Here is an 18,416-nt window from a genome sequence, read left to right as displayed (position 1 = left end):
CCCGTGGCGCGTCCGGGCTACGCCGTGGCCGCCGGCGGGGCCAACCGGGGCTCCAGCCACGTCGGTACGCCCCCGAGCAGCCGGAACAGCCGGCGGGCCTCCTCCCGCAGCCGGGACGCCTCCGGCTCGGTCTCCGCGTCGGCCAGGGACACCAGCGCCGGCGCCGTGCCGACGAGGTAGCCCAACTCCTCGCGGATCCGCAGGGACTCGGCGAACCCGTGCCGTGCCTCGGCCAAGTCCCCGTCGCGCAGGGCCAGTCCGGCGAGATGGCGCCAGGTGAAGGACAGCAGCAGCGCGTCGGAGTGCGCCGCCGCCCCCGCGTGCGCACGCCGGTACGCCGCCCGGGCGGCCTGCGGCGAGTGCGCCAGGTTCTCCGCCAGCAGCCCGCGCCGGAAGTCCAGTACGGCCCGGCCCGCGGCGCCCGGCGGGATCAGCGCCGCCGCCCGCCCCAGCGCGGCCCGCGCCTCGTCGGCCCGGTCCCGCACCCCGTGCAGCGTGGCCGCGTAGGCAAGTTGCCCGCGTTCACAAGCGGCCGCGCCGCGGTCCTCGTCGGTCCGGGTCTGCGCCTCCGCGGTGCGCAGGGCGTCCTCGGCCTCCTCCCACCCCTGCTCGGTGTAGAGGCACCGTTCGACCAGCAGCGACGCCCGTTGCAGCGCGGCGGCCGCGCCGGCCGCCGGCAGCAGCGCCGCCGCGTCGGCCCAGCAGGCCCGCGACCGCAGCCGCCATACCGCGGTCTGGAGAGGATCGTCGTCGGAAGTCGTTCCGGTACCAGACATGGCGGTATGCGCCACGTTGCCCTCCCCGAGCACGCCATTGAGCTGTTGAGTGGTGGCCGCATTCCAGCACCTACTCAGCCGCCCGGCCAAGGGGGTGGGTGAAGGATTTCACAAAGTCGTGGGACTCCTGGGTCCTTCGGGTTTCAGCTCATGCGCAGTGCCAGGAAGAAATCCAGCTTGTCCTCGAGGCGCGACAGGTCCCGGCTCGTCAACTGCTCGATCCGCCCGACCCGGTAGCGCAGTGTGTTGACGTGCAGGTGCAACCGGGACGCGCAGCGGGTCCAGGAGCCGTCGCACTCCAGGAACGCCTCCAGCGTCGGGATGAGTTCGGCGCGGTGGCGGCGGTCGTACTCGCGCAGGGGGTCCAGGAGGCGGGCGGTGAAGGCGCGGCGCACGTCGTCGGGCACGAACGGCAGCAGCAGGACGTGCGAGGCCAGCTCCTGGTGACCCGCCGCGCAGACCCGGCCGGTGCGGGCGGCCGCGACCCGGCGGGCGTGCCGGGCCTCCTCCAGCGCTCCGCGCAGGCCCTCGGCCGAGTGGACGGCCGCGCTGACGCCGAGCGTGACCCGGCCGTCGTCGTCCAGGCCCGCCGACAGCGGCTCGCGGACCGACGCCAGCAGCGCGTCGGCGAGGACCCCGGTCTCGGAACCGTCGTGCTCCGCGGACACGGCCGGGAGGGGGACCAGCGCGATCGCCTCGTCGCCGGTGTGGGCCACGGCGATGCGGTCCGACGGCTCCGGTCCGGTCGACAGCGGGTCGACGAGGATCTCCTCCAGGAGCGACTGGGCCACCGGTCCGGACTCGATCTCGTCGCCCTGCCAGTCGACCCGGGCGACGACGACCTGCCAGTGCGGGGCCGCGCCGAGGCCGGGCAGCAGCACCGGGGCGGCCACCCGCAGGCGGGCCGCGATCTCGGCGGGCGCGGCGCCCGTCTGCACCAGCTCCAGGACCTCCTGGGCGAGCCGGCGCCGCACCGTGCGGGCCGCGTCCCGGCGGTCCCGTTCGACCGAGATCAGCTGGGTCACACCGTGCAGCAGGTCGAGCCGCTCCTCCGCCCAGTCGCCGGCGTCCGCCTCCACGGCCAGCAGCCAGTCCGACAGCACCGTCTCGCGCACGTCCCGCGCCGCCTGCGGGGAGCGGCCGCTGCTGCGGACGGGGAACAGCGAGTACGTCGTGCTGCCGAGGATCACCCGGTGGGGGCCGCGGCGGCCGCCGCGCGAGGCCGCCAGGTGCTCGGCCGCGAGCTGAGCGCAGCTCTCCGCCGGCAGCGCGGTCCCGGCGACCTTCGGGCCGGCGATCAGCCGCCCGGTCGGCGACAGCACCCAGGCGCGCAGGTCGAGGTCCGAGCCGAGCAGGTCCAGGACCACCTCCGGGCCGCCGCCCGCCGGGCCCGAGGTCATCATCCGGCGGTGGCGGTCCACCACGGCCGCGAGGTCCCCGGCGCGCTCGCCGGAGACCTGGCGCACCACATGCTCGGTGATGGTGGCGAAGGCCACCGACTCGTGTACGGCGAACAGCGGGAGCCGGTGCCGGGCGCAGGCCAGCACCAGGTCGTCCGGGACGTCCCCGAGTTCGGCCTCGCCGGCCGCGAGGGCGGCCACACCGGCCTGCACGAGGATCCGTACGAAGGGCTCGGCGTCGGCGGCGTCCCGGCGCCAGGCCAGGCCGGTCAGCACCAGCTCACCACCGGAGAGGTACCGGCTGGGGTCGCGCAGGTCGGTGGTCATCACGCCCCGCACCGCGCGGTCCAGCTCGTCCTCGCCGCCGAGCAACCTGAGGCCCAGCGCGTCGGTGTCCAGCAGTGCGCGCAGCCGCATTCTCGTCGCCGCCGTTTCTTTGTCTCGAAAAATACGATGGATCTTGACGGGCCCATGATGAAGGGTCCGCTCGTCGGGCGGATGAGGGGTGCTCGCCGTCTCCCGCGCTGTGTCCCAGGTCACGCGGCTGTGCTTCACGTTTCCAGAGGAAAACCAGGAGGTTACTGATGACCTCCGTTCATACGAATCTACAAGATGACCGCCCTGGCCAGCCAACTCCTTCATGGTTTCGGTGACTGACCCCACCGGAGTACAGCCCTGTGTACTGGCCTCACTCCGCGTTAACAGCACATGAACGAGCCGGGCCCGCCGCACACGGATTGGCTCAATCTGCACCTCACGAGACGAAGAAGAGAGCCGGTCATGGACTTCCTTCGCCCCGCCAGCTGGGAGGAGGCGCTCGCCGCGAAGGCCGAGCACCCCGCCGCTGTGCCGATTGCGGGTGGCACCGATGTGATGGTCGAGATCAACTTCGACCACCGCCGGCCCGAGTACCTCATGGATCTCAACCGCATCGGCGAGCTGACCGAGTGGGAGGTCGGCGCGGACTCCGTCCGGCTGGGTGCCTCCGTCCCGTACTCGGCGATCATGGAGAACCTGCGTTCCGAACTGCCGGGCCTCGCCCTCGCCTCGCACACGGTCGCCTCCCCGCAGATCCGCAACCGCGGCGGCGTCGGCGGCAACCTCGGCACCGCCTCCCCGGCCGGCGACGCCCACCCCGCGCTCCTCGCCGCGGGTGCCGAGGTCGAGGCGGAGTCGGTCCGCGGCTCCCGCCTGATCCCGATCGACGAGTTCTACACCGGGGTGAAGCGCAACGCGCTCGCGCCCGACGAGCTGATCCGCGCCGTCCGTGTGAAGAAGGCCGACGGGCCCCAGCAGTACTCCAAGGTGGGCACCCGCAACGCGATGGTGATCGCCGTGTGCGCCTTCGGGCTCGCACTGCACCCGCAGACCCGGACCGTGCGCACCGGCATCGGTTCGGCCGCCCCCACCCCCGTCCGGGCGAAAACCGCCGAGGAGTTCCTGAACGCCGCGCTCGAGGAGGGCGGCTTCTGGGACAACGGAAAGATCATCACTCCGTCGGTCGCCCGGCAGTTCGCGGATCTGTGCTCCGCCGCCTGCAACCCGATCGACGACGTCCGGGGCACCGCGAGCTACCGCCGCCACGCGGTCGGCGTCATGGCCCGCCGGACGCTCACCTGGACCTGGGAGTCGTACCGCGGCACCGCCGCCCGCACGGAGGGAGTCGCGTGATGCGCGTCAATTTCACGGTCAACGGACGTCCGCAGGAGGCCGACGACGTGTGGGAGGGCGAGTCCCTGCTCTACGTACTGCGCGAACGGCTCGGTCTGCCGGGATCCAAGAACGCCTGTGAGCAGGGCGAGTGCGGCTCGTGCACGGTCCGGCTGGACGGTGTGCCGGTCTGCTCGTGCCTGGTCGCCGCGGGTCAGGCCGAGGGCCGCGAGGTCGTCACCGTGGAGGGACTGGCGGAGTTCGCCGAGCGGCGCGAGGCCGGCGGCTGCGAGGCCGGCGCCTGCGGCACCTCCCTGGACGAGGCCAGGCACTGGGCGGCCCGGCCCGCGGACTCGCAGACCGGTGCGGGCACCCCGCTCTCCCCGATCCAGGAGGCGTTCATCGACGCCGGGGCCGTCCAGTGCGGCTTCTGCACCCCGGGTCTGCTGGTCGCCGCCGACGAGATGCTGGAGCGCAACCCGAACCCCTCCGACGCGGACATCCGCGAGGCCCTGTCGGGCAACCTGTGCCGCTGCACCGGCTACGAGAAGATCATGGACGCGGTCCGGCTGGCGGCCGCCCGGCAGCAGGAGGCGGTCTGACGATGCCCTCTCCCACGTACGGCTCCGCCCGCGCGGCGGGCGTCCCCGTCGGCGCCCCCACGAAGATCGTCCAGGGCTCCCCGACCAGGGGCGGCATCGGCGAGTCCACGCTCCGGCCGGACGGCACGCTCAAGGTCACCGGCGAGTTCGCCTACTCGTCGGACATGTGGCACGAAGACATGCTCTGGGGCCAGATCCTGCGCTCCACCGTCGCGCACGCCGAGATCGTGTCGATCGACACGAGCGAGGCACTCGCCACGCCCGGCGTGTACGCCGTGATGACCTACGACGACCTGCCGACCGAGGTGAAGAACTACGGCCTGGAGATCCAGGACACCCCGGTCCTGGCGCACGGCAAGGTGCGCCACCACGGCGAGCCGGTCGCGATCGTCGCCGCCGACCACCCGGAGACGGCCCGCCGCGCCGCCGCCAAGATCAAGGTGGACTACCGCGAACTGCCGGTCGTCACCGACGAGGCGTCCGCGACCGCGCCCGACGCGATCCTCGTCCACGACAACCGCGAGGACCACCACATCGGCCACGTGCCGCACCCGAACATCGTCCACCGCCAGCCGATCGTCCGCGGCGACGTCGAGGCGGCCCGCCGGCGCGCGGACGTCATCGTCGGGGGCGAGTACACCTTCGGCATGCAGGACCAGGCCTTCCTCGGCCCCGAGTCCGGTCTCGCGGTCCCCGACGAGGACGGCGGCGTCCACCTCTACATCGCCACCCAGTGGCTGCACTCCGACCTCCGCCAGATCGCGCCCGTGCTCGGCCTGCCCGAGGACAAGGTGCGGATGACGCTGGCCGGCGTCGGCGGCGCGTTCGGCGGGCGCGAGGACCTGTCGATGCAGATCCACGCCTGTCTGCTGGCGCTGCGCACCGGCAAGCCCGTGAAGATCGTCTACAACCGCTTCGAGTCCTTCTTCGGGCACGTCCACCGCCACCCGGCGAAGCTCCGGTACGAGCACGGCGCCACGAAGGACGGCAAGCTCACCCATGTGAAGTGCCGGATCGTCCTGGACGGCGGCGCCTACGCCTCGGCCTCCCCGGCGGTCGTCGGCAACGCCTCCTCCCTGTCCGTCGGACCGTACGTGGTCGACGACGTGGACATCGAGGCCGTGGCCCTCTACACCAACAACCCGCCCTGCGGCGCGATGCGCGGCTTCGGCGCGGTCCAGGCGTGCTTCGCCTACGAGGCGCAGATGGACAAGCTGGCCGAGCGGCTCGGCCTGGACCCGGTGGAGTTCCGGCAGCGCAACGCGATGGAGCAGGGCACCGTCATGCCCACCGGGCAGACGGTGGACTCCCCGGCGCCGGTCGCCGAACTCCTGCGCCGCGTCAAGGCGATGCCGATGCCGCCGGAGCGCCAGTGGGAGAGCAGCGAGGGCGCCGACGTACGGCAGCTGCCGGGCGGCCTGTCCAACACCACGCACGGCGAGGGCGTCGTGCGCGGGGTCGGCTACGCCGTCGGCATCAAGAACGTCGGCTTCTCCGAGGGCTTCGACGACTACTCCACCGCCAAGGTCCGTATGGAAGTCGTGGGCGGGGAGCCCGTCGCCGTCGTGCACACCGCCATGGCGGAGGTCGGCCAGGGCGGTGTCACCGTGCACGCCCAGATCGCCCGCACCGAGCTGGGCGTCGCGCAGGTGACGATCCGTCCGGCGGACACCCAGGTGGGCAGCGCCGGTTCCACGTCCGCCTCGCGGCAGACGTACGTCACCGGCGGCGCCGTGAAGAACGCCTGCGAACTCGTCCGCGAGAAGGTGCTGGAGCTCGGGCGCCGCAGGTTCGGCTCGTACCACCCGGCGTGGGCCACCGCGGAGCTGCTGCTGGAGGGCGGCAAGGTGGTCACCGACGGCGGCGAGGTGCTCGCCGGCCTGGTGGACGTCCTTGGCGAGGAGGCCGTGGAGGTCGAGGCGGAGTGGCGGCACCGGCCGACCGAGGCCTTCGACCTGCGCACCGGCCAGGGCAACGGCCACGTCCAGTACTCCTTCGCCGCGCACCGTGCCGTCGTCGAGGTGGACACCGAGCTCGGCCTGGTCAAGGTCGTCGAGCTGGCCTGCGCTCAGGACGTCGGCAAGGCGCTGAACCCGCTGTCCGTCGTCGGGCAGATCCAGGGCGGCACCGTCCAGGGCCTCGGTGTCGCGGTGATGGAGGAGATCGTCGTCGACCCGAGGACCGCGAAGGTGAAGAACCCCTCTTTCACCGACTACCTGATCCCGACCATCCTCGACACGCCGACCATCCCGGTCGACGTCCTCGAACTCGCCGACGACCACGCGCCGTACGGACTGCGCGGCATCGGTGAGGCCCCCACCCTGTCCTCGACCCCGGCGGTCCTCGCGGCGATCCGCGACGCCACGGGTCTGGAGCTGGACAGGACGCCGGTACGCCCCGAGCACCTGACCGGCACCCGGTAGCCCTCCGGGCGGCGCAGGGAACGTCACACACTCCGCCGCGCCGCCCGGAGTACTCGAGGTCCGTACCGCTCGCGGAACTTGGGACCAGCAAGAACCAGCGGTAGACCCTGTTCGTTCGTCTCGGGCCGTCCCCCGGGTCGTGCGGCCGAAGCACCTTCCCAAATCCCGTGACCGCCGTAGCGGTCGACGCGGGTGCCCCTGTGAACCTTGGGAGTAGGCCCACATGACCCAGCAGTCTCTGGAGCCGAGGACCGTCGCGGACGACGCGGGTGACAAATCCCGCGTCCCGGCCGGACGGTCCTGGCTCGACCGGTACTTTCACATATCCGGCCGGGGATCCACGGTCGCGCGCGAGGTGCGCGGCGGCGTCACCACCTTCATGGCGATGGCGTACATCCTCCTCCTCAACCCCCTGATCCTGTCCGGTGAGGACGCGGCGGGGAACACCCTCGGCCAGAAGGCACTGATCACCGCGACCGCGTTCGCGGCCGCCCTCAGCACGCTGCTGATGGGTTTCGTCGGCAAGGTGCCGCTCGCCCTCGCCGCCGGCCTCTCCGTCTCCGGAGTGCTCGCCTCCCAGGTCGCGCCCGAGATGACCTGGGCGCAGGCGATGGGCATGTGCGTGATGTACGGCGTGATCATCATGCTGCTGGTCGTCACCGGCCTACGCGAGATGATCATGAACGCGATCCCGTTGCCGCTGAAGCACGCGATCACGATGGGCATCGGCCTGTTCGTCGCCCTGATCGGCTTCCACAAGGCCGGTTTCGTGCACCAGGGGAAGTCCACCCCGGTCACCCTCGGCCCGGCCGGTGAACTCGCCGGCTGGCCCGTGCTGCTGTTCGCCGCGACCCTCCTGGCGATCTTCATGCTCCAGGCGCGCGGCATCCCCGGCGCGATCCTCCTCGGCATCGTCGGCGGCACCCTGCCGGCCGTCCTCCTGAACGCGCTGGACGTCATCGACCCCGGTCAGTGGGCGAGCGGCGCCCCCGAACTGCACGGCGGCGCCGTGTCGATGCCGGACTTCTCGGTCTTCGGCCAGGTCGAGTTCGGCGGCTGGGGCGACGTCGGCGCGATGACCGTCGGCATGATCGTGTTCACGCTGGTGCTGGCGGGGTTCTTCGACGCCATGGCCACGATCATCGGGGTCGGCACCGAGGCCGAGCTGGCGGACGCGCGGGGCCGGATGCCCGGTCTGTCGAAGGCGCTGTTCATCGACGGCGCGGGCGGCGCGATCGGCGGGGTCTCGGGCGCCTCGGGCCAGACGGTGTTCGTGGAGTCGGCCACCGGCGTGGGCGAGGGCGCCCGGACCGGCCTGTCCTCGGTCGTCACCGGACTGTTCTTCGCGGCCTGTCTGTTCTTCACCCCGCTCACGGCGATCGTGCCGGGCGAGGTCGCCGCCGCCGCGCTGGTGGTGATCGGCGCCATGATGATGATGAACGCCCGGCACGTGGACTGGTCCGACCGGGCCACCGCGATCCCGGTGTTCCTCACGGTCGTCATCATGCCGTTCACGTACTCCATCACGGCGGGCGTCGCCGCCGGCGTCATCGCCTACGTCGCCATCAAGACCGCCCGGGGCAAGGTGCGGGAGATCGGCGCCTTCATGTGGGCGCTGACGGTGATCTTCGTTGTGTACTTCGCCCTCAACCCGATCGAAAGCTGGCTGGGCGTGCGCTAGCCGCGCCTCTCGGAGCCCTCCGCACCATCCCGTCAAGGAGACGACAGATGCTGGACATCGCCGACGAACTGCACCGGTGGGTCGAGCAGGGACGCGACTTCGCCGTGGCCACCGTGGTCGCCGTCGGCGGCAGCGCCCCGCGCCGGCCCGGCGCCGCACTCGCGGTGGACACCCACGGAACGGCGATCGGGTCGGTCTCCGGGGGCTGTGTGGAGGGCGCCGTCTACGAACTGTGCCGGCAGGCCCTGCTGGACGGCGAACCGGTCCTGGAGCGCTTCGGCTACAGCGACGAGGACGCCTTCGCCGTGGGACTGACCTGCGGCGGCGTCATCGACATCCTGGTCACGCCGGTACGGGCCGGCGATCCGGTCCGGCCCGTGCTCGCGTCCGCGCTGGCCGTCGCCGCCCGAGGAGGGGCGGCGGCGGTGGCGCGGATCGTCTCCGGCCCGGCCGGACCGACGGGCCGTGCGCTGCTGGTCCGCCCCGACGGCTCGTGCGAGGGCGGCTTCGGCGCCCACCCCGGACTGGACCGCACGGTCGCGGCCGAGGCGAGCGCCTTCCTGGACGCCGGCCGCACCGGCACCCTGGAGATCGGGGAGCAGGGCTCTTGCTGCGGAGCGCCGCTGACCGTCCTGGTCGAGTCGTCCGTCCCGGCCCCCCGCATGATCGTCTTCGGTGCGATCGACTTCGCCTCGGCGCTGGTGCGGGTCGGCAAGTTCCTCGGCCACCGTGTCACCGTGTGCGACGCCCGCCCCGTCTTCGCGACGCGGGCCCGGTTCCCCGAGGCCGACGACATCGTCGTCGAGTGGCCCCACGAGTACCTGGCGCGCACCGAGGTCGACGCGCGCACGGTGCTGTGCGTCCTCACCCACGACGCCAAGTTCGACGTACCCCTGCTCGCACTCGCGCTGCGGCTGCCGGTGGCGTACGTCGGCGCCATGGGCTCCCGGCGCACCCACCTCGACCGCAACCAGCGGCTGCGGGAGGCCGGCGTCAGCGAACCGGAACTGGCGCGGCTGCGGTCACCCATCGGGCTCGACCTGGGCGCCCGGACTCCGGAGGAGACGGCGCTGTCGATCGCCTCGGAGATCGTCGCCCAGCGGCGCGGGGGCGGCGGTCTGCCGCTGACCGGGGCGCACACGCCGATCCACCACGATGTGAGCGCGGCGCCGTCGGGGCGGATCGGGTCGGTGGCCTGACCTCGCCGGCACGGCGCCCGGTCGCCGCTGTTCCCTGCCCGGCTCTGCTCCGGGCCGCCGGGCCGTCGCCGCGGCTCAGGGGCGCCGGAGCAGGCGGTTGGCGGCGCGGCCGAAGACCACGACGGACCCGCGCTCCAGGGCCCGGTCGAACGGGCCGGGCAGGAGGCCGACGCGTAGTTCCTCGCGCCACAGCACCCGGGTGCGGCCCCCGGGGCCCGGGCGCACCTCGATCTCCGCCCAGCCCCGCACGATCCGGCCGCGCTTGTCCAGCCGGCACCGGCCCGGGGTGTCCTCGGTCGGCGGCTGCCAGACGGTGACCTCCATCGGGTCGTCGAAGGCGAGCGGGCCCACCCCGGAGCGGGCCACGAACCTCGTGCCCTCGCGGGTCGGCGGGGGAGTGGTGACGGTGACGCGGGTGAGCGGGACCACCTCGCCGTGGCGGGGCCAGTCGGTGAGCCGCCGCCATGCCTCGGGCAGGGGCAGGGGCACGGTGCGTTCGAGCAGGAAGGTGGCCACGGGAGGATCCTAGGCAGCCCGGCCCGTGAAGATCTCCGGCGAGCCGGGCACCACGCCCGCCCGGAGCCCGGTGCTTCCGCCGCTCCGGCACGTCATCCCCCGTGACCGGGGCGAGCCGGTCGTCCCGTCGCCGAAGCGGCGCGGCCCGGGAGACGCGGACGGCATCCCGCGCGAGGGACCGTCAACGCCCTTCCCCCACCGGTCCACCTGACGGGCGACCAGGGAACCGGCCGCACGCCACGGACGGTCCGCACACCGGCGGGCCGGGCCCTCCACCACGGCGAGCCGCGGATCCGCGCGCCGGGGCCGGGCACGGGCGGACAGCCGCTGCGACGGCACCCCGTGCTCGCCGCGCTCCGGGCCGAGCGCACCGCGCGGGAGGTCCGGTCCGACGGGCGTGCCGAGCCAGGTGTCGTCGGCGTGCGTGGCGCCGGTCCGTCGACGGTGCGCCGGTTCGCGTCGTCGCTCGCCCGCTCAGGGCGCGGGCCAGTTGCGCAGCAGCGCGTCCAGCGCGTCCAGCGCGCGCACCCACGACTCCTGCGAGTCCGGGGCGCTGTGGCTGAACCCTCCCGACAGCTCCAGGCTGACGTAGCCGTGGAAGACGCTGCCGAGCAGCCGGACCGCGTGGGTCTGCTCCGGTTCCGCGAGGTCGTAGCCGCGCAGGATCGCCCGGGTCATCTGCGCGTGCCGCACCCCGGCGCCGGCCGCCGCGGTCTGCGGGTCGAGGCGGAGCCGGGCGGCGGCGTAGCGGCCGGGGTGGCGGTGGGCGTAGTCCCGGTAGACGTCGGCGAAGGCGGTCAGGGCCTCCTTGCCGGACCGTCCGGCCAGCGCCTCGGCCGCCCGGTCGGCGAGCTCCTCCAGGGCGAGCAGGGCGATCCTGGTCTTCAGCTCCTGGGAGTTCTTCAGATGCGAGTACAGGCTCGCGACCTTGACGTCGAAGCGCCTGGCGAGCGCCGTGACGGTGACCTGGTCGAAGCCGACCTCGTCGGCCAGTTCCGCACCGGCCAGGGTCAGTTTCTCCGGGGTCAGTCCCGCGCGTGCCATGGCCATCCCTTCGCTCGGCTGGGTCGATGATGCGCTTTGCCTCCTAATCAGTTTAGGCAAATGACTTCGAGGACTCGGGTGGCGGGGTGTTTCGGTGCCGGTGCCGCCGGGCACCCGGCGACGCATGACCACCGCTTACGCCGTGGTGATCCCGACCCTCGCCGGTGACACCCTCGCCGACGCCCTCGCGGCGCTCGCCGCGGCGAGGGGCACCAAGCCCCGGGAGATCGTCCTCGTCGACGACCGTCCCGCCCCCGATCCCGATGCGTCGGCGCATCCGCTCGACGTCCTCGGCGACCTGCGCTCCCGCACCACCGTGCTGTACGGCGGAGGCCGCGGCCCCGCCGCCGCCCGGAACCTGGGCCTGCGCGCGGTGGCCTCCGCCTGGGTGGTCTTCCTCGCCGACGACGTGCAGGCCGGCCCGTACTGGTGCGAGCAGCTCACGCGGGACCTGGAGGCGGCCGCGCCGGACACGGCGGGCGTCCAGGGCGTGATCGCCGTACCCCTGCCCGGAAGGCGCCGCCCCACCGACGCCGAGCGGGACGCGGTGGCCCGTGCCCGCGCCCGCTGGATCACCGCGGACATGGCCTATCGCACGGACGCCCTCAAGCAGCTCCGCGGCTTCGACGAACGGCTGCGGCACGCCCAGCGGGAGGACACCGACCTGGCGCTGCGCCTCCTCGGCGCCGGCTGGCGCATCCGGCAGGGCCGGCGTACCTCGCGGCTGACGGTGCGTCCCGCCGACCGCTGGGCGTCCGTGCGCGCCCAGTGCGGCCACGCCGACGACGCCCTCATGCTGCGGCTGCACGGTGCCGGCTGGTGGCACAAGGCGGTGGCGCGCCGGGGCCGGATCCGCGCGCACCTGGCCGTGTCGGCGACCGGCGCCGCCGCGTGCGTCCTGGCCGCGGCCGGCCGCCGCCGGGCCGCCGCCCTCGCCGCGCTCGGCTGGGCCGCGGGCACCGCCGAGTTCGCCTGGGCGCGCATCGCACCGGGACCGCGCACCCGGGACGAGGTGCTCACCCTGACCGTGAGCAGCGCGCTCATCCCGCCCACCGCCACCTGGTACTGGCTCGCCGGACTGTGGCGCCACCGCGGGGCGCCCGCCTGGCAGGACGTGGCGCCCTGACCCCGCTCGGGGCCGCCGGCGCCGGTGAGGCCCGGCCGGACCGTCCGGCCCAGGTGGCGCCGCCCCAGGTGTCGGCGCACGGTGAGTAGGTCGGCCCCGTGTGCCGAGAGCACTGATCACCGACCGGGAGATGTTCGATGCGCGCAGCACTCATGTACGCGGCCGGGGACGTCCGGGTCGAGGACGTCCCCGACCCGGGGATCCAGCAGCCCACCGACGCCGTCGTGCGGGTGGTGCGCTCCTGCATCTGCGGCAGCGACCTGTGGCCCTACGGTTCCATGCCGGCCGCGGAGCACGGCGTGCGGATGGGGCACGAGTTCCTCGGGGTCGTCGAGGACACCGGCCCCGACGTGTCCGGCCTCGCGCGCGGGGACCTGGTCCTCGCGCCGTTCGTCTGGTCGGACAACACCTGCGACTTCTGCCGCGCGGGCCTGCAGACCTCCTGCCGGCACGGTGGCCCGTGGGGGCGCGACGGCGTCGACGGCGGCCAGGGCGAGGCGGTGCGCGTCCCGCAGGCGCAGGGCACGCTGGTCAAGCTGCCGGTGGCCGAGGACTCGGCGCTGCTGCCGTCGCTGCTGACCCTGTCCGACGTGTTCTGCACGGGTCACCACGCCGCGGTCACCGCCGGGGTCGGCCCCCGGACGACCGTCACGGTGGTGGGCGACGGCGCGGTCGGCCTGTCGGCGGTGCTCGCCGCGAGGCGGCAGGGCGCCGAGCGGATCATTCTCATGGGACGGCACCGCGAACGCACCGACCTCGGACGGGACTTCGGCGCCACCGACGTCGTCCCCGAGCGCGGTGAGGAGGGCGTCGCCCGCGTCCGCGAACTGACCGGCGGCGACGGCACCCACGCCGTCCTGGAGTGCGTCGGCACCCTGCCCGCCCTGCGGACGGCCCTGGGCGTGATCCGCGCGGGCGGCTCGGTGAGCCGCGTCGGCGCGCCCCAGTACGACGACGCACCCATGGGCTTCGACGAGTTCATGCGGAACATCACCCTCACCGGCGGCGTCGCCCCGGCCCGCGCCTACATCGAGGAACTGCTGCCCGACGTACTGGAGGGCCGGATCGACCCGGGCCGCGTCTTCGACCGCACCATGGGCGTGGACGAGGTGCCGGACGGATACCGCGCCATGGCCGACCGCGAGTCGCTGAAGGTCCTCATCGCGCCGTGACCGCGCCCACCGGCCGCCGGCCGCGCGGCCGTTCCGTGACCGACACCTCGAACCCCGGGACCACCCCATGACCACGATCGCCGTCATCGGAGCAGGACCGGGCCTCGGTGCCGCGGTCGCCCGCCGCTTCGGCCGCGAGGGCCACGACGTCGCGCTCGTCGCCCGCGACCGGGCCCGCCTGGACGCCCTGGCCGCGGACCTCGCGGGCGAAGGGATCACGGCACGCGCCTTCATCGCCGACGTACGCGACCCGGACGCGCTGAGGGCCGCCCTGAACGCCGCGCGCGACGCCCTCGGCCCGATCGAGATCCTCCAGTACAGCCCGGTCCCGCACCCGGACTACATGCGGCCGGTGCTGGAGACCCGCGCCGCCGACCTCACCGGCCCCGTCGAGTTCTCGGTGTACGGACCGGTCGTCGCCGTGCAGCAGGTGCTGCCCGACATGCGCGAGCTGGGCCGCGGCACCATCCTGTTCGTCAACGGCGGCACCGCCGTGGTGCCGCACCGCGACCGCGCGGGCACGTCGGTCGCCTTCGCCGCCCAGGGCGCCTACGCCCGGCTGCTGCACGACCGGCTCGCCGACGACGGCATCCACGTCGCCCAACTCGTCGTCCCCGGCGCGATCGTCGCCGGCCACCACCGCAAGGACCCGGCCGTCCTGGCGGACACTCTGTGGACCATGCACCGGGACCGGCACGGCTTCCGGCACTACGCGGACGACCTCGACGCCTGAACCGCCGCGCGGGCGGACGGCGCACACGACGGTGCGGCCGGCGGAATCCCGCCGGCCGCACCCTCATGCGCGACGCCGTTCCGTCCCCCGGGCGGGGGCGATCACCTCACCACCCCGCCCGGGGTCCCGGCGGCTACCGCACGCCGAACGCGCGCAGCACCTTCTGCTCGACCTTGTTGCCCGAGCCGTCCCAGGCCTCGACGCGCAGCGACACGGCGTCCGCGTGACGCATCAGGGAACGGTCCAGCCGTACGTCGAACGCGCCCTTGCCGCGGGCCGAGACGGGCACCGACGTCCAGCGCCCGCCGTCGTCCGTCGACACCTTGACGCGCATGCCCTCGACGCGCGCGCCCGTCCAGCCGTCCTGGTGACGGGCCGTCACCCGCAGCTTCACCGACGACGAGCCGTCCACCTCGTTGCGGAGGTCCACCGGCACGTCGTAGTCGAGCAGCATCAGCGGCAGCAGTTCCTCCTTGCCCGCCGCCGGAGCCGCGGACCGGAACGACCAGGACGACTCGGTGCTCGTCGACCAGGTCCACTCCGGCGAGTTGCGGGACGTCTCCAGCAGCAGCCGGTAGAAGCCGCCGCCCGGCTCCACGGGGAAGCTGCCCGACGGGTCACGGCGGTCCGCGATCTCCGTTCCGTCCCGGTACAGCCGGGTGCGCACCTGGTCGGTCGGGTCGTCACCGGAGTAGCCGTGGTGCTCGCTGTCGCTGATCTCCGCCAGCCGCAGCGCGAAGGTGTCACCCGTGCGCACCGAGCGGAACGCGGGGTCCCCGGCCGGCGCCGTCGGGCGGACCACCGACCCGTACCAGTTGTCCTGCACCCGCTGGCCGGGGGAGTAGCGGTGGAGGCCGCTCCGCATGCCCCGGTGGTCGGACGGCGCGGCCTGGACGGGGCCGAAGGCGGGCGGCATGTGGCTCATCCGCTCCTCCCACAGCGTGTCGTCCGCGGTGACCGTCTCCACCCGGGTCGACGGCAGCTTCACGTACGACGGGTAGTCCGAGGAGAACGACGTCTCCTGCCACGGCCGCCAGGAGAACCGCTGCGTCGTGGTCCAGTCCGTGGTCCCGGGACGGTGGTAGCGGGCCTCGACCGTCGCGGTCTCGGACGCCTTCACCGTGTAGGACAGCCGGTTCGGCACGGACTTCTTCTCGGTGAACATCAGGTCGTACAGGTAGGGGCTGTGCGAGGTGCCCGACAGTTCCAGCTCGGTCCCGCGGTGCTTCTTCAGCCAGGCGATCAGTGCCTCGCCCTCGCTCTGCCGCACGTTCATGGTGATCAGCGGGTCACGCTCGCCGGTCGGGTCCCACGGGCTCCACACCGGGCGCCCGGAGGCGTCGACGATCATCAGCGCCGCGGCCCCGGTCTTCGCCACGGCCGTCACCATCTCGTAGACGTTCCCGGATTCGCGCATCAGCACCGCCTTGCCGCGCAGATCCTTCCCGTCCAGCGACTCCGGCTCGACGAAGGCCAGCGGCAGTTCGCGCGTGCCGTCCACGAGCCGGGAGCCCGTCATCAGCACGGGGTTCAGCGCCGGAGCCTTCGCCGCCGCGACCCGGGCGCGCAGCCGCGGGGCGCCCATGCTCCACCGCGAGTAGAACTCGAAGTCGCCCTTCGCGACCGGGGCGGTCGGGGTGGCGTAGAGAGTGCGCACCGAGTTGTACTCGAGCGTCGTGCTGGAGATCTGCCGGTCGCCGACGGCCCGGTAGGCGCCGAAGTCGAGCTGGCCGTGCTGCTCGGACGGCTTGGGCGTGCGGACCTCGACGGGCGCGCCCTTGCGGGCGTCGAGGACGACCACGGTGTCGGCCCCGAGCTCGAGCTCGGGCCGCAGCACCTGCGTGGCGTGCACGCCCTTGTCGTCCGAGCCCGGCACGAGCGCCTTGACGAAGTAGGTGTCCTCGGGGAGCGTCAGCTCCAGCTCGCCGATCCCGGGGGGAAGCTCGCCGAACACGTCGTAGCGCCGGTCGGAGCCGTACACCTCGAACACCTGGGCCGCCGCGGGGCCGCCCTCACGGTCGACGAAACGCAGCGTCATCGTGTGCAGCGTGCCGCGGGCCGTCAGGCCGACGGTCGTGTGCACGGCGGCCGTGCCGTCGTCCGGAGTCGCCGTCAGATGGCCGGAGTACCGGCCCGGCGCCAGATCGGCCGGACGCGCCCGCAGGGGCACCTCCACCGTCTCACCGGCGGCGACGGTCACCGACGACGAGCCGGGCGTGACCGCGTCGGCCGGAGCGGGGGCGCCCTGGGCGTTCCTCATCTCGAGCGACAGCGCCAGCCGGACCGGCCGCGAGGAGGTGTTCGTGTACGTCACCTTCCGCGTCGTGTCGGTGCTGTCGGGCTCCTGGGCACCGAAGTTCAGCGTGGCGGTGGCGACGACACTGCGGTCGACGGCGCCGGCCACGTCCAGCCGGCCGCCGCCCTGTTCGTCCGGGCCCTGACCCGCGATCGTCTCGGCCGAGCCGACCAGCGCGTTCTTGACGGTCTCGGGAGTCCAGTCCGGGTGCCGCTGCTTGAGCAGCGCCGCCGCGCCCGCGACGTGCGGCGTCGCCATCGACGTGCCCGACGCGGCGGTGTAGTACTCGTTCTCGGGGGTGCCCATGTGGGTGCCGGCCGCCCGGGCGGCGACGATGCCGACGCCGGGCGCCGTCAGATCCGGCTTGAGCGTCTCGTCCAGACCGACGGGGCCTCGGCTGGAGAACGGGGCGAGCGCGTCGTCCCGGTCGACGGCGCCCACCGTCAGCGCGCTCGGGGCCGTGCCCGGCGAGCCGACCGAGTTCGGGAACGGCCCCTCGTTGCCGGCCGCGACGACGAACAGGGCGCCGGTCTCGTCCGTCAGCTCCTCGACCGCCGTGACCAGCGGGTCGTCCTCGGACGCGGGCCCGCCGAGGCTCATGTTGACGACCTGGGCGCCCGAGCGGGCCGCCCACTCCATGCCGGCCAGGACCTCGGAGTACGAACCGGAGCCGTTGTCGCCGAGCACCTTGCCGATCATCAGCTCGGCGTCGGGCGCGACGCCCTTGCGGGTGCCGTTCGCCGCGGCGCCCGACCCGGCGATCGTCGCCGCCACGTGCGTGCCGTGGCCGACGCGGTCGCCGGCGTCGTCGCTGGAGCTGAAGTTGCGTATCTCGCCGAGGCGGTCCGCGAGATCGGGGTGAGCGGCGTCCACGCCGGTGTCCAGCACCGCGACCTTGACGCCCTTGCCGGTCACGCCCGTCTTCCAGACCTCGGGGGCGCCGATCTGGGCCACGCTGCGGTCGAGCGAGGCCTTCACCTTCTGGTCGAGCCAGATCTTCTCCACGCCGCCCGCGAGCCGCGGCGCGGACTTCGCGGTCCGCGCGGCGGCCTTGCCGCCCGCCTCACCGCTCAGCTGGGCCCAGAAGTCGTCGAGCCGGTCCTTGGCAGCGTCGAGCGCCACGCTGTCGACGCTGTCGAGGACCCGGCGGTGCTCGACACCGGCCGGCGCCGCCTTGCGGGCCGCGCCGCCCGCCGCGTCGTCGCTGCCGTAACGCAGCAGCAGCGGCAGCTGCTCGGCTCGCGCGTCGTCGTAGCCCTGCTCGATCAGGCCCGTGACGTCGAACAGCGCACGGTCCAACTGCCCGGAGGCGATGAAGGGGACGGCCCTGAGCGGGGTGACGTGCACCCGGCCGTCGACCTCGCGGGTGCTGAACCCGCCGTCCGCCTGTCCATGTGCCGGACGCACCTCGGCCACCTGGCGGCCATCCGGGTAGCGGGTGACCGTGACACGGTCTCCGGTGATCAGAGTGACGGTCCGGACGGACGCGCGCACCGCCTCCGTCCCACCGTCCTTCGCGGGCTCCTGGGCGTTACCGGGTGCGGCCATGCCCGCGAGTACCGCGGTGAGGGCGGCGATGGCCACCGTGCGGCGGTGCGGGGCACGGATTCCCCGCCGCCACCGGTTGTTCGTTGATCTCATGAGCGAACAGAGTGGTCGCTACGGGCGCGTTCGTCAGCAGTCTCACGTGGCCAGCCCGCGCCAAGTCGCCTTTACGTCAGGCCTCCGACGTGGTGTTTTGCCCTGTGAGTTCCGCGGGAGAGGGCTCCGGCGGCGACGCCGCCGAGCGGGCTCCGGC

13 protein-coding genes are annotated in these 18,416 nt (G+C 73.6%); 8 read left to right on the top strand and 5 right to left on the bottom strand.

Features of this window, described 5'->3' with window-relative positions; all coding sequences use genetic code 11:
* Positions 1-17 precede the first annotated feature (17 nt).
* Together DN051_RS10205 and DN051_RS10200 are read right to left on the bottom strand one after the other, a co-directional pair.
* Positions 18-791 carry a hypothetical protein gene (locus DN051_RS10205; protein WP_112442202.1) on the bottom strand — a complete coding sequence of 258 codons (774 nt, stop codon included), beginning with the start codon at positions 789-791 and terminating at the stop codon, positions 18-20.
* A gap of 128 nt (positions 792-919) precedes the next feature.
* Complete coding sequence (locus DN051_RS10200; protein ID WP_053759243.1) at positions 920-2,593, bottom strand: PucR family transcriptional regulator; 1,674 nt, start codon at positions 2,591-2,593, stop codon at positions 920-922.
* A gap of 363 nt (positions 2,594-2,956) precedes the next feature.
* Between DN051_RS10200 and DN051_RS10195 the strand changes: the two genes are divergently transcribed.
* The 5 genes from DN051_RS10195 to DN051_RS10175 all read left to right on the top strand — a co-directional run bounded on the left by DN051_RS10195 (position 2,957) and on the right by DN051_RS10175 (position 9,731).
* Positions 2,957-3,847 carry an FAD binding domain-containing protein gene (locus DN051_RS10195; protein ID WP_053759244.1) on the top strand — a complete coding sequence of 297 codons (891 nt, stop codon included), beginning with the start codon at positions 2,957-2,959 and terminating at the stop codon, positions 3,845-3,847.
* The gene (locus DN051_RS10190; protein ID WP_053759245.1) at positions 3,847-4,428 is read left to right on the top strand and encodes a (2Fe-2S)-binding protein; all 582 of its coding nucleotides are present in this window, start codon (positions 3,847-3,849) and stop codon (positions 4,426-4,428) included. The genes DN051_RS10195 and DN051_RS10190 overlap by 1 nt, the downstream gene beginning before the upstream one ends.
* 2 nt (positions 4,429-4,430) lie before the next feature.
* Positions 4,431-6,851, top strand: coding sequence for a xanthine dehydrogenase family protein molybdopterin-binding subunit (locus DN051_RS10185; RefSeq protein WP_112438553.1), 2,421 nt, complete (start codon positions 4,431-4,433; stop codon positions 6,849-6,851).
* A gap of 223 nt (positions 6,852-7,074) precedes the next feature.
* On the top strand, positions 7,075-8,532 hold the full coding sequence (locus DN051_RS10180; protein ID WP_053759247.1) for an NCS2 family permease: 1,458 nt from the start codon (positions 7,075-7,077) through the stop codon (positions 8,530-8,532).
* Positions 8,533-8,579: 47 nt separating this feature from the next.
* Complete coding sequence (locus DN051_RS10175) at positions 8,580-9,731, top strand: XdhC family protein (protein WP_053759248.1); 1,152 nt, start codon at positions 8,580-8,582, stop codon at positions 9,729-9,731.
* A 75-nt stretch (positions 9,732-9,806) separates the two neighbouring features.
* On the opposite strand, the gene DN051_RS10170 is transcribed toward DN051_RS10175, so the two are convergent.
* A complete protein-coding gene (locus DN051_RS10170; protein WP_053759249.1) occupies positions 9,807-10,247 on the bottom strand; it encodes an SRPBCC family protein in 441 nt (146 codons plus the stop codon).
* Between the two features lie 474 nt (positions 10,248-10,721).
* Positions 10,722-11,291, bottom strand: a complete 570-nt coding sequence (locus DN051_RS10160) for a TetR/AcrR family transcriptional regulator (protein ID WP_112442200.1) — start codon at positions 11,289-11,291, stop codon at positions 10,722-10,724.
* 124 nt (positions 11,292-11,415) lie between these two features.
* Here DN051_RS10160 and DN051_RS10155 point away from each other — a divergent pair, with 124 nt between their 5' ends.
* The 3 genes from DN051_RS10155 (at position 11,416) to DN051_RS10145 (ending at position 14,322) form a co-directional block, all read left to right on the top strand.
* Complete coding sequence (locus tag DN051_RS10155; protein ID WP_112442198.1) at positions 11,416-12,417, top strand: glycosyltransferase family 2 protein; 1,002 nt, start codon at positions 11,416-11,418, stop codon at positions 12,415-12,417.
* Between the two features lie 137 nt (positions 12,418-12,554).
* Positions 12,555-13,589 carry a zinc-dependent alcohol dehydrogenase family protein gene (locus DN051_RS10150; protein ID WP_112438551.1) on the top strand — a complete coding sequence of 345 codons (1,035 nt, stop codon included), beginning with the start codon at positions 12,555-12,557 and terminating at the stop codon, positions 13,587-13,589.
* A 67-nt stretch (positions 13,590-13,656) separates the two neighbouring features.
* The gene (locus DN051_RS10145) at positions 13,657-14,322 is read left to right on the top strand and encodes an SDR family NAD(P)-dependent oxidoreductase (RefSeq protein WP_053759252.1); all 666 of its coding nucleotides are present in this window, start codon (positions 13,657-13,659) and stop codon (positions 14,320-14,322) included.
* A 133-nt stretch (positions 14,323-14,455) separates the two neighbouring features.
* On the opposite strand, the gene DN051_RS10140 is transcribed toward DN051_RS10145, so the two are convergent.
* On the bottom strand, positions 14,456-18,259 hold the full coding sequence (locus tag DN051_RS10140; RefSeq protein WP_162624901.1) for a S8 family serine peptidase: 3,804 nt from the start codon (positions 18,257-18,259) through the stop codon (positions 14,456-14,458).
* Positions 18,260-18,416 lie beyond the last annotated feature (157 nt).

It is taken from the genome of Streptomyces cadmiisoli, assembly GCF_003261055.1.
Taxonomy (GTDB): Bacteria; Actinomycetota; Actinomycetes; order Streptomycetales; family Streptomycetaceae; genus Streptomyces; species Streptomyces cadmiisoli.
Note: the sequence above shows the minus strand (reverse complement) of the source record. Positions and strands in the feature narration are given on the sequence as shown.

Bases quoted from the DNA above. Each gene is read 5' to 3' on its own strand.
- DN051_RS10200 (WP_053759243.1), bottom strand. From the start codon at position 2,593: ATGCGGCTGCGCGCACTGCTGGACACCGACGCGCTGGGCCTCAGGTTG.
- DN051_RS10195 (WP_053759244.1), top strand. From the start codon at position 2,957: ATGGACTTCCTTCGCCCCGCCAGCTGGGAGGAGGCGCTCGCCGCGAAG.
- DN051_RS10190 (WP_053759245.1), top strand. From the start codon at position 3,847: ATGCGCGTCAATTTCACGGTCAACGGACGTCCGCAGGAGGCCGACGAC.
- DN051_RS10185 (WP_112438553.1), top strand. From the start codon at position 4,431: ATGCCCTCTCCCACGTACGGCTCCGCCCGCGCGGCGGGCGTCCCCGTC.
- DN051_RS10180 (WP_053759247.1), top strand. From the start codon at position 7,075: ATGACCCAGCAGTCTCTGGAGCCGAGGACCGTCGCGGACGACGCGGGT.
- DN051_RS10175 (WP_053759248.1), top strand. From the start codon at position 8,580: ATGCTGGACATCGCCGACGAACTGCACCGGTGGGTCGAGCAGGGACGC.
- DN051_RS10160 (WP_112442200.1), bottom strand. From the start codon at position 11,291: ATGGCACGCGCGGGACTGACCCCGGAGAAACTGACCCTGGCCGGTGCG.
- DN051_RS10155 (WP_112442198.1), top strand. From the start codon at position 11,416: ATGACCACCGCTTACGCCGTGGTGATCCCGACCCTCGCCGGTGACACC.
- DN051_RS10150 (WP_112438551.1), top strand. From the start codon at position 12,555: ATGCGCGCAGCACTCATGTACGCGGCCGGGGACGTCCGGGTCGAGGAC.
- DN051_RS10145 (WP_053759252.1), top strand. From the start codon at position 13,657: ATGACCACGATCGCCGTCATCGGAGCAGGACCGGGCCTCGGTGCCGCG.
- DN051_RS10140 (WP_162624901.1), bottom strand. From the start codon at position 18,259: ATGAGATCAACGAACAACCGGTGGCGGCGGGGAATCCGTGCCCCGCAC.